The organism is Actinomadura sp. NPDC048032, from assembly GCF_040653175.1.
GTDB classification, from domain to species: domain Bacteria; phylum Actinomycetota; class Actinomycetes; order Streptosporangiales; family Streptosporangiaceae; genus Spirillospora; species Spirillospora verrucosospora.
The window spans coordinates 1-10,246 of record NZ_JBEZJP010000300.1; the positions used below are offsets into that span (position 1 = coordinate 1).

Annotated in this window: 10 protein-coding genes, 1 tRNA gene and 1 pseudogene; 3 read left to right on the plus strand and 9 right to left on the minus strand. The window is 69.6% G+C overall.

All coding sequences use genetic code 11. The features are described 5' to 3' along the window. The 6 genes from AB0C69_RS29765 to AB0C69_RS29790 all read right to left on the minus strand — a co-directional run. Positions 1–479 (minus strand): ABC transporter ATP-binding protein (locus tag AB0C69_RS29765; RefSeq protein ID WP_360358433.1); only part of this gene is annotated, 479 nt, incomplete at its 3' end. After that, positions 469–1,209, minus strand: coding sequence for an ABC transporter ATP-binding protein (locus AB0C69_RS29770; protein ID WP_185033662.1), 741 nt, complete (start codon positions 1,207–1,209; stop codon positions 469–471). The genes AB0C69_RS29765 and AB0C69_RS29770, both read right to left, overlap by 11 nt. 47 nt (positions 1,210–1,256) lie before the next feature. Then, complete coding sequence (locus AB0C69_RS29775) at positions 1,257–2,432, minus strand: branched-chain amino acid ABC transporter permease (RefSeq protein WP_345175368.1); 1,176 nt, start codon at positions 2,430–2,432, stop codon at positions 1,257–1,259. Beyond that, entirely contained in the window at positions 2,429–3,394 is a 966-nt protein-coding gene (locus AB0C69_RS29780; protein ID WP_345175371.1) for a branched-chain amino acid ABC transporter permease, read from the minus strand. Before AB0C69_RS29780 ends, AB0C69_RS29775 begins: the two co-directional genes overlap by 4 nt. A 105-nt stretch (positions 3,395–3,499) precedes the next feature. Then, positions 3,500–4,660, minus strand: a complete 1,161-nt coding sequence (locus AB0C69_RS29785) for a branched-chain amino acid ABC transporter substrate-binding protein (protein WP_345175373.1) — start codon at positions 4,658–4,660, stop codon at positions 3,500–3,502. A gap of 298 nt (positions 4,661–4,958) precedes the next feature. After that, complete coding sequence (locus AB0C69_RS29790; protein WP_345175375.1) at positions 4,959–5,561, minus strand: response regulator; 603 nt, start codon at positions 5,559–5,561, stop codon at positions 4,959–4,961. Between the two features lie 94 nt (positions 5,562–5,655). Here AB0C69_RS29790 and AB0C69_RS29795 point away from each other — a divergent pair. Together AB0C69_RS29795 and AB0C69_RS29800 are read left to right on the plus strand one after the other, a co-directional pair. Further along, positions 5,656–5,739: transfer RNA gene (locus tag AB0C69_RS29795), tRNA-Leu, on the plus strand. Positions 5,740–5,982: 243 nt separating this feature from the next. Next, entirely contained in the window at positions 5,983–6,735 is a 753-nt protein-coding gene (locus AB0C69_RS29800; protein ID WP_360358434.1) for a helix-turn-helix domain-containing protein, read from the plus strand. Between the two features lie 152 nt (positions 6,736–6,887). Here AB0C69_RS29800 and pyk read toward each other — a convergent pair whose 3' ends face one another. Both pyk and AB0C69_RS29810 read right to left on the minus strand, forming a co-directional pair. After that, positions 6,888–8,318 (minus strand): pyruvate kinase, encoded by a 1,431-nt coding sequence (gene pyk, locus AB0C69_RS29805; protein ID WP_345175380.1) that lies wholly within the window; start codon positions 8,316–8,318, stop codon positions 6,888–6,890. 109 nt (positions 8,319–8,427) lie between these two features. Beyond that, positions 8,428–8,985: a DJ-1/PfpI/YhbO family deglycase/protease gene (locus AB0C69_RS29810; RefSeq protein WP_353835120.1), complete on the minus strand. Its 558-nt coding sequence runs from the start codon at positions 8,983–8,985 to the stop codon at positions 8,428–8,430. 66 nt (positions 8,986–9,051) lie between these two features. On the opposite strand from AB0C69_RS29810, the gene AB0C69_RS29815 reads away from it, so the two are divergent. After that, entirely contained in the window at positions 9,052–9,735 is a 684-nt protein-coding gene (locus AB0C69_RS29815; protein ID WP_345175383.1) for a DUF6597 domain-containing transcriptional factor, read from the plus strand. A gap of 420 nt (positions 9,736–10,155) precedes the next feature. Here the strand turns inward: AB0C69_RS29815 and AB0C69_RS29820 are convergent. Then, a pseudogene (locus AB0C69_RS29820) lies at positions 10,156–10,246 on the minus strand (winged helix-turn-helix transcriptional regulator); the annotation flags it as partial.

Consider the following 10,246-nt stretch of genomic DNA (forward strand, 5'->3'; position numbering starts at 1 on the left):
GGCTCGTCCAGCAGCAGCACCTTCGGCTTGGCCATCAGCGCCCGCCCGATCGCGAGCATCTGCTGCTCGCCGCCCGACATCGTGCCGCCCAGCTGCTTGCGGCGCTCGGCCAGCCGCGGGAACAGCTCGAACGCCTCCGCCAGCTCCTTGGCGGGGTCGTCCTTGCGGGCGTAGGCGCCCATCAGCAGGTTCTCCTCCACCGTCATGCCGGGGAAGATCCCCCGGCCCTCCGGCGCCTGCCCGATGCCGACCAGCACCCGCTTGTGCCCGGGCATCCTGCTGATGTCCTCGCCGTCGAACCGGATCGCGCCCGACGACAGCCCGCGCAGCCCCGAGATGGTCTTCAGGGTCGTCGTCTTCCCGGCGCCGTTCGCGCCGATCAGCGTGACGATCTCCCCCTGGCCGACCTCCGCGGTGATGCCCTTCAGCGCGGCGATCTTCCCGTAGTGGACGTGGATGTCACTGATCTCAAGAAGCATCGGCCGGAGCCCCCAGATACGCCTCGATGACCCGCGGGTCGTTCTGCACCTCGGCCGGCAGGCCGTCCGCGATCTTCTGGCCGAAGTCCAGCACCGCGACCCGGTCGCTGATGCCCATGACCAGGCTCATGTCGTGCTCGATCAACAGCACCGTCACGCCGGTGTCCCGGATGTCGCGGATCAGCTGCTGCAGCGCCACCTTCTCCGCCGGGTTCATGCCCGCCGCGGGCTCGTCCAGCAGCAGCAGCTTCGGCTCGGTGGCCAGCGCCCGGGCGATCTCCAGCCGCCGCTGGTCGCCGTACGGCAGGTTCTTCGCCGCCTCCTCGCCGCGGTGCGGGATCCCCACCAGCTCCAGCAGCTCCCGCGCCCGCTCGCGGCCGCGGCGCTCCTCGCGTCGGTGCCACGGAAGCCCGAGCGCCGCCCCGACGAACCCCGTCCGGTGGTGCGCGTCCGCGCCCACCATGACGTTCTCCAGCGCCGTCATGTTGTGGAACAGCCGCACGTTCTGGAACGTGCGCGCCACACCCAGCTTCGTCACGACGTAGCGCTTCTTGCCGTCGATGCGCTTCCCGCGGAACACCACCTGCCCCTCGGTCGGCCGGTAGACGCCGGTGGTCACGTTGAACACCGTCGTCTTCCCCGCCCCGTTCGGGCCGATCAGCGCGAAGATCTCGCCCTCGCGGATCGTGATGTCCACCTTGTTGAGCGCGACCACGCCGCCGAACCGCATGACGACGTCCCGCAGCTCCAGGACGGGCGACGCGCCCTTCGCCTCGCTCACTTGCCCTCCTCCACGGCGGCCGCGTCCGACTGGCCCGGACCGGCCACCTCGGCGCCCATGCTGCCCATGCCGCCGGTGCCCTCGGCCAGCTCCGCCTTCCGCTGCCGCGACGGCCACAGGCCCTCCGGACGGAAGATCATCATCACCACGAGCGCGGCACCGAAGATCAGCATCCGGTAGTCGTGCAGGAACCGGAACCGCTCCGGCAGCCACGCCAGCACCGCGGCGCCCAGCATCACGCCCGGAAGGTTGCCCGAGCCGCCCAGCACCACGCCGGCCAGGATCAGCGCCGAGACGAGGAACTCGAAGTTCTGCGGGTTGATCGAGGTGATCTGCCCGGCGAACACCACGCCGCCGCTGCCGCCGATCGCCGCGCCGATCGCGAACGCCGCCAGCTTGAACTTGAACGTCGGCACGCCCATCAGCTCCGCCGCGTCCTCGTCCTCCCGGATCGACGCCCACGCGCGGCCCACCCGCGACCGCTCCAGCCGCTTCACGAAGACGATCGCGATGATGATGAACAGCACCAGCAGGTAGTAGTACGGCCGCGCGTCCAGCAGCCCGTACTTCAGCGGCTGGACGCCCAGGATCTCGAACTCCGACAGCGACGGCGGGTGCGGGATCCCCTGCACGCCGCGCGGGCCGTTCACGTACGAGCTGTTGTTCGCCGTCCGCTTGACGATCTCACCGAAGCCGAGCGTCACGATCGCCAGGTAGTCGCCGCGCAGCCGAAGCGTCGGCGCGCCGAGGATGACCCCCGCCAGCGCCGAGAACCCGATCGCCAGCCCCAGCGACTCCCAGAAGTTCCACTCGTAGCGCGTCGCGAAGATGGCCATCGTGTAGCCGCCGACCGCGTAGAACGCCACGTACCCGAGGTCGAGGAGACCGGCCATGCCGACCACCACGTTCAGCCCGATCGCCAGCAGCACGTAGATCGCGATCTGGCTGCTCAGCATCGACGGCCAGTCGCTGCCGCTCGGCGCCATGAACGAGCCGATCGCCTCGCTCGGCAGCAGCAGCGCGCCGACGATCAGCAGCAGGTAGACGGCCCACCGCACCGCGCCGGGAGCCGACGCCCACCAGTCGCGCAGCGGGTCGAGAGAGAACATGTCGCGCGCCGAGCGGAGACCGCCCGCGCCGCCGTCGCCGTTTCCGTTCTTCGTGAGGTTCATGCGCGCGCCTGCTGGAGGGACTCACCGAGAATGCCGGTGGGACGGAACATCAGGACCAAGATCAGCACGGAGAACGCGACCACGTCGCGCCACTGGGATCCGAAGAAGCTCGAACCGTACATCTCCAGCAGCCCGAGCGTGAAGCCGCCGACCAGGGCGCCCCGGATGTTGCCGATGCCGCCGAGCACCGCCGCCGTGAACGCCTTGATGCCGAGCAGGAAGCCGACGAAGTAGTTCGTGCTCTCGAAGCGCAGGAAGTACAGCGCCGCCGCCACACCGGCCATCACCCCGCCGACCAGGAACGTCACCTGCACGACCCGGTCGATGTTCACGCCCATCAGCACGGCCGTCTCCGGGTCCTGCGCCGTCGAGCGGATGCCCCGGCCGAGCTTCGTGCGGTTCACGAACTGGTCCAGCGCGATCATCATGAGCACCGCGCCCACGAAGACGATCAACTGGTCGTTGCGGATCAGGATCGGCCCGACGTCCACGACGTCCGACAGCTTCTTGAAGTGCTCGTTGACGTCGAGCTTGCCGCCCTCCTTCGACGTCCCGAACACCCGGTGGATGAGCACCGTGCCCATCAGCTGCTGAATGAAGATCGACGCGCCGATCGCCGAGATCAGCGCCGCGAGTCTCGACGCCCCCCGTTTGCGCAGCGGCCGGTAGGCCGCCACCTCCAGCAGCATCGCGCCGCCGCCCGCGACCGCGCCGCCGACCACCGCCATGAGCGCCACCACGCCGATCAGCGCGACGCCGCCCACCGCGGACACGTCCAGGGTCCGCACCGTCCACAGCGCCGCGAACGTGCCGACCATGAAGATGTCGGCGTGCGCGAAGTTGATCAGCCGGAGCACGCCGTAGACCATCGTGTAGCCCAGCGCCAGCAGCGCGTAGATCGCGCCCAGCGCCAGGCCGTCGACGGTCGACGGCCAGAATTGATTGATGAAGTCGTCGAGCACCTTCGGTCGCCTTCGTCAAAAGGAGCGGGAGCGCTGTAGCGCTCCCGCTCCCGCGCCATCAGGGGCCCCCGGGACGGGGGCGGTCGGTCCGGGGCGTGGTGACGCCTACGAGACCTTCGCTTCGTTGCTGTTGCCGAGCAGCGGCAGCTTGTTGTCCTTCACCTCGTAGATGAAGATGTCCTTGGCCGCCAGCTCGCCGTTCTCGGCGAACTTGATCTGCTTGCCGACGCCCTGGAAGTCCTCGGTCTTCAGGAAGCTGTTGATGTCCTCCGGCGAGGTCTTGCCGGCCTTGATCGCCTCGATGAACGCCGTCGCGGCGTCGAAGCCCTCGGTCGAGTAGATCGCGACCTCGGAGTTGAACTTCGCCTTGTAGTCGTCGGCGAACTTCTTGGCCTTCGGGTTCGTCTTGCCCTCGGCGTCGATCAGGCAGCCGCAGCTCAGCAGCGCGCCCTGCGCGTTGGCCTGGCCGGCGCCCTCGATCAGACCGGTCGCCAGCGAGCCGTCGCCGGACATCATCTTGCCCTTGTAGCCGGCCTCGCGGAGCTGCTTGAACAGCCGGCCCGCCACCGCGTAGTAGCCGCCGAAGTAGACCGCGTCCGGCTTGAACTGGTTGATCTTGTTGACGGTCGAGGAGTAGTCCGTCGCCTTGTCGTCGACCGCGTCGGTCTGGGTCTGCACGCCCTTGGCGCCGGCGGCCTTGCCGATGGCGTCGGCGAGGCCCTTGCCGTAGTCCTGGTTGTCCGACACCGTGAAGATCTTCTTCGCCTTCACCGAGTTCACCAGGAAGTTCGCGGCGCCGTCGCTCTGCACGGCGTCGTCGGCCACCACCCGGTGCCAGTACTTCCAGCTCTTCTCGCCGAGCGTGATGTTGGTCGCGGACGGCGACACGCTCGGGACCTTGGCCTCTTCGAGGATCGGGGCGACGCTCTGCGACTCACCGGAGAACGCGGGGCCGATCAGACCGACGATCTTGTCGTTCTTGATGGCGCCCTGCGCCAGCGTCGTCGCCTGCTCCGGCTTGCCCTGGCTGTCATAGGTCTTGAACTTGATCTTGACCTTCGGGTTCGTGGCGTTGTACTGCTCGATGGCCAGTTGCGCGCCCTGCTTGGGCGGGATCACCAGGCCCGAGTTCTCACCGGTCAGGTCACCCATGAACCCGAGCGTGATCTCGTTGCCGTTGCCGGAGTCGCTATCGCCGTCACCGCACGCCACGGCGCTGAGCGCGAGCGCCGCGCTCACCGCAACCGCGCCGGTGATCCTCATCATGTTGCGCCGCAAGGTGCCCAACCTTTCCATCCGGATCCGGGTGGATCGGGTACGAGTGAAGCCCCGACGCCGACCCCCTCGAAGGAGGAAACCGGTCACTCGGGGACCAGGTATGTCGTACACCGTCGACCCACCCCAGAACAGGACCCCCGGATCGAAGGGTTACTCGTTCGTTACTCCCCTGTGCCCATCCGATACCGGGCGTTGCCTGGGACGATTACGAAACGTGACGTCAACGGCCCGGTCCGGTACCTGCGCTTTGGACCTTGACAACCGGGCGTTCGACCGCGCTGAGGAGTCAGCCCGCGGCGGGCTCGTCCCGGCCCCCGGAGGCGCCCGCCACGACGGCCTCGGCGACGGCCCGCATCGTGAGCCGCCGGTCCATCGAGGTCTTCTGGATCCAACGGAACGCCTCGGGCTCGGACCACCCGTGCGCCTGCTGCAGCAGCCCCTTGGCCCGGTCGACCACCTTGCGCGTGTCCAGCCGCTCCTGCAGCCCCGCGACTTCGGCCTCCAGCGCGCGCAGCTCGGTGTACCGGCTGACCGCCATCTCGATCGCCGGTGTGAGGTCGGTCTTGGAGAACGGCTTGACGAGATAGGCCATCGCGCCCGCGTCGGTCGCCCGCTGGACGAGCTCCCGCTGGGAGAACGCGGTCAGGATCACCACCGGCGCGATCCGCTCCGCGGAGATCCGCTCGGCCGCCGAGATGCCGTCCAGCACCGGCATCTTCACGTCGAGGATCACGAGGTCGGGCTTCAGCTCCCCGGCGAGGCGGACGGCCGTCTCACCGTCCCCGGCCTCCCCGACCACCTCGTAGCCGTCCTCCTGAAGCATCTCCTTCAGGTCCAGCCTGATCAGGGCCTCGTCTTCCGCGATCACAACCCGCCGAGCGCTCTCCACGCCCACGAGCCTACCGAAACCCGCTACCCTGGTCCCCGTCGCCCCGCCTCATGCAGGGCGATACGGACACCAAGGGACATGTCCGGATAAATATGCCGGGATGGCGAAATAGGCAGACGCGAATCCCTCAAAAGGATTTGTCCGAAAGGGCGTGCGGGTTCGAGTCCCGCTCCCGGCACTTCTAGAGATCCCTCCTCCATTAAGCGTCGCGCGTCGCGCATTGCGTCTGAGAGCTCGCCCCGAAACCGGCAATGCCTCCACATTCGTCAGTGAGGCGCTGTGCTGGTGAATACAGCACCGCACGCCAGAGAAATCGCTGATCCTCTTTTCAGCATGGCCTCAAGGTCAGCAACGCCTGGCGCGACGCTTCACATAGAGCGATCATGCGTGAACTGTCAGTGGCGGTCGGGAGACTGCGGGCATGTACGATCCGCGAGAGCGCCCACTGGCGTTACGACTGTTGGCGGCTGGGTTCACGATCGCTGAAGTGCACCGCCAGACCGGCATCCCGACGTCCACACTGGGCAATTGGAAGAAGCACCCCGAAAAAGCCGCGAGCCATACTCCTCCGTTATGTCCGCGTTGCCATGATCGGGCGCTCGATCGCGCCGCTTACTCCTACCTTCTCGGTCTCTACCTCGGCGACGGGCATCTCGCCCGGCAACCGAACGGCGTCCATCGCCTGGAAATCGCCTGTTCCGACGTGTGGCCGGGCCTGATCGACGCCGCCGGCGCCGTGGTGGGCGCCGTCCTGCCGTCCCGTGTCGGACGCCGCCAGAAGCCCGGCTGCACGATGGTGGGGTCGTACTCCAACCACTGGCCCTGCCTGCTCCCCCAGCACGGGCCGGGAATGAAGCACACACGAAAGATCGAGTTGGCGGGGTGGCAGCGGGAGATCGTCGACGAGCGCACGGAGGAGTTCGTCCGCGGACTGATCCACTCGGACGGGTGCCGGGTCACCAACCGCGTGCGCAAGCGCCTCCGGGACGGGGACCGCTGGTACGAGTATCCGCGCTACAACTTCGCGAACGTGTCGCTGGACATCCAGGGGTTGTTCACCGGGGCGCTGGATCGGCTCGGGATCGCGTGGACGCAGATGAACGCGAAGAACATCTCGGTCGCGCGACGGGAGGCGGTGGCGCGGCTGGACGAGTTCGTCGGGCCGAAGCACTGAGAGCGCGGCGGGTTTCCGGAGCGTCGCGGAATTGAGACCGGGCGGTGATTGGTGCGCGCCGCGCGAGGTCCGCCGGGCCGGGTGTGAATTGGGGAAAAAGGAGCCGGGCACCGCGCGGGGTGCGGGTCGCGCGGTGCCCGGCAGGGTGGTGGTCAGTGGGGGATGGCGATGGCGTCGCCGAGGCTGTGCACGCGCAGGGCGTTCGTCGAGCCGGCGGTGCCGGGGGGCGAGCCGGCGACGACGACGATCTTGTCGCCCTTCTGGAACCGGCCGAGTTCGAGGAGGGCCTGCTCGACCTGGCGGACCATGGTGTCGGTGTGGTCGACCTGCGGGACGATGAAGGTCTCGACGCCCCAGACGTGGGCGAGCCGGCCGCGGACGGCGGGCACGGAGGTGAAGGCGAGCAGGGGGATCGGCGAGCGGTAGCGGGACAGGCGCCGGGCGGTCTCGCCGGACATGGTGAAGGCGGCGAGGGCCTCGGCTCCGACGATCGCGCCGACCTCGGCGGCGGCGCGGGCGATGGCGCCGCCGACGGTCTCGGGCATGCGCTCCAGGGTGTGGGTGGCCTGGAGGGAGGCCTGCTCGGCGGTCTCCACGATGCGGCTCATCGTGAGGACGGACTCGATGGGGTACTGGCCGACGCTGGTCTCGCCGGAGAGCATGACGGCGTCGGCGCCCTCGAAGACGGCGTTGGCGACGTCGGAGGTCTCGGCGCGGGTGGGGCGCGGCGCGGAGATCATGGATTCGAGCATCTGGGTGGCGACGATGACCGGGCGGGCCTTCTCGCGGCATAGCTCGATGGCGCGCTTCTGGACGATCGGCACCTGTTCGAGGGGCAGTTCGACGCCGAGGTCGCCGCGGGCCACCATGATGCCGTCGAAGGCGGCGACGATCTCGGGGAGCCGCTCGACGGCCTGCGGCTTCTCGATCTTGCCGATGAGGGGGACGCGGATGCCCTCCTCTTCCATGATCTGGTAGCAGATGTCGGCGTCGGCGGGGGTGCGGACGAAGGACAGGGCGACGAGGTCGACGCCGAGGCGCAGGGCCCAGCGCAGGTCGCGCTCGTCCTTCTCGGTGAGGGCGGGGACGCTGACCGGGACGCCGGGGAGGTTGAGGCCCTTGTTGTCGGACACCATGCCGCCGACGGTGACCGTGGTGTGGACGCGGGTGCCGTCGACGGAGGTGACCTTGAGAGCGACGCGGCCGTCGTCGATGAGGACGGTGTCGCCGGGACTGACGTCGCCCGGCAGCCCCTGGTAGGTGGTGGACACCTCGCGGCGGGTGCCGGGCACGTCGTCGGTGGTGATGGTGAACTCGTCGCCGAGGGTGAGCCGCACGGGGCCGTCGGGGAAGCGCCCGATGCGGATCTTGGGGCCCTGCAGGTCCGCGAGGATGCCGACGCCGCGGCCGGTGGCGTCGGCGGCGGCGCGGAGCCGGTGGTAGACCTCTTCGTGGACGGCGTAGTCGCCATGGCTCATGTTGAGGCGGGCGACGTCGATGCCGGCTTCGACGAGGGCGTTGATCTGCTCGCTGCTGGAGCAGGCCGGACCGATGGTGCTGACGATCTTCGCTCGACGGGTCACGTCAACAACCGTACTTAGTTACTTGTCGGTACGGATATTCGTGCAGGATATGGTCCCCCGGGGTTCACCCAGTGGTCTAGGTCAGAGGTCTAGACCACATGTGGCCGCGTCACCGTTTGAACGCCTCCACGGCGGCCTGGCAGAAGGCCTTGAGGTCGTCGGGCTTGCGGCTGCTGACCAGGGTGTTGGGGCCGTCCTCGCAGACCTGGACCTCCTCGTCCACCCAGGTGGCCCCCGCGTTGCGCAGGTCGGTCCGCAGGCTCGGCCAGGACGTCATGGTCCGCCCCCGGACGACGTCGGCCTCGATGAGGGTCCACGGCCCGTGGCAGATGACGGCGACGGGCTTGCCCGCGTCGAAGAACGCGCGGACGAACGCGACCGCGCCGGGGTCGGTGCGCAGGAAGTCGGGGTTGGCGACGCCGCCGGGCAGCACGAGGCCGTCGAACTCGGCGGGGTCGGAGGCGTCGACGGTGGTGTCGACGGGGAAGGTGTCGCCCTTGTCCAGGTGGTTGAAGGCCTGGAGGCGGCCGGACTGCGTGGAGACCAGGCGCGGGGTGGCTCCGGCCTGCTCCACGGCCTTCCACGGCTCGGTCAGCTCGACCTGCTCGGTGCCCTCGGGGGCGCACAGGAAGGCGATGGTCGTGCCCTGAAGATCGTTGTTCGGCATCGGGTCTCCTCCGTTGGTCGGTGTCCTGGAGCCCCTGCCCGTGAACGCGGGTGGTATGCAGGAAGGATGAATCCCACGCGCTACCGCGAGTACCGGACGCCGGGGCTGGCGTGCTCGTGGACGGCGGAGCTGCCGCCGGACGCCGAGCCGTTCGTCCAGCGCGTGCTCCCGGACGGCTGCGTGGACCTCATCTGGGCGGGCGGCGGGATCCTGGTGGCGGGGCCGGACACGGGCCCGATGCCGGCGGTCATGCGGCCGGGCGAGGAGATCGCGGCGGTGCGGTTCGCGCCGGGGGCGGCGCCGCCGGTGCTGGGCGTCCCGGCGGACGCGCTGCGCGACGCGCGGGTGCCGTTGCGTGAGCTGTGGGGCGGGGAGGCCGACCGGCTGGCGGAGGCGGTGGCGGCCGCGGGCGACCGCCGCGCGGCGCTGGTGGAGGCGTTGCGGGCGCGGATGGGGCCTGCGGATCCGCTCGTCGCGGCGATGGCGGGGCGCCTGGCGGAGGGCTCGGTCCGGGAGGCGGCGGACGAGCTCGGGTTGGGTGAGCGGCAGTTGCGGCGCCGGTCGCTGGCGGCGTTCGGGTACGGGCCGAAGACGCTGCAGCGGGTGCTGCGGTTCCAGCGGGCGCTGGGGCTGGCGCGGGCGGGCCGGCCGCTGGCGGAGGTCGCGTTCGCGGCGGGCTACGCCGACCAGGCCCATCTCGCGCACGAGGTGAGGGCCCTGGCGGGCGCGCCCGTCCGGGCTCTGCTGTGACCCCCGGTCAGGGTTTGAGTCGCCCGTAGGCGCGGAGGGTCTTGAGGTGTTCGACGGTGACGTGGCCGCGCCATTCGGGGCGGGTGACGGGGGTCCAGATGGGGAAGGCGACGTCCCAGCCGCCGTCGTCGCCCTGCTCGTCGATGAGGGCGTCGAGGGCGGCGTCGATGTCGTCGGCGGCGAAGAGCCGGTGCCCGTACCCGCCGGGGGCGGGGGCGAAGTCGAGCGGTCCCTGGTGGTCGCTGGCGGCGTGGGCGGCGAGGAGGTCGCGGACGCGGGTGAAGGCGGTCTCGGCGCGGTCGCGGTCGGGGACGTGGTCGAGGAAGGTCAGGACGGCGAGGACGTCGTAGGCGCCGGGTTCGGCGCCGGGGGCCTCCAGGTAGCGCCAGCAGAAGTCGGTGGCGGGTCCGAGCCAGGGGTGTACTCGACCTGGACGGGCACGGACGGGGTCACGCTGCGCGCCACGAGTCCGTCTCGCTCAAGGGAGCGGAGCGTCTGCGTGAGCATCTTC

What these genes read in the sequence shown, in the direction of transcription:
- AB0C69_RS29770 (WP_185033662.1), bottom strand. Translation starts at nt 1,209, where the DNA reads ATGCGGTTCGGCGGCGTGGTCGCGCTCAACAAGGTGGACATCACGATC.
- AB0C69_RS29800 (WP_360358434.1), top strand. Translation starts at nt 5,983, where the DNA reads ATGTACGATCCGCGAGAGCGCCCACTGGCGTTACGACTGTTGGCGGCT.
- AB0C69_RS29815 (WP_345175383.1), top strand. Translation starts at nt 9,052, where the DNA reads ATGAATCCCACGCGCTACCGCGAGTACCGGACGCCGGGGCTGGCGTGC.
- AB0C69_RS29775 (WP_345175368.1), bottom strand. Translation starts at nt 2,432, where the DNA reads ATGAACCTCACGAAGAACGGAAACGGCGACGGCGGCGCGGGCGGTCTC.
- AB0C69_RS29785 (WP_345175373.1), bottom strand. Translation starts at nt 4,660, where the DNA reads ATGATGAGGATCACCGGCGCGGTTGCGGTGAGCGCGGCGCTCGCGCTC.
- AB0C69_RS29810 (WP_353835120.1), bottom strand. Translation starts at nt 8,985, where the DNA reads ATGCCGAACAACGATCTTCAGGGCACGACCATCGCCTTCCTGTGCGCC.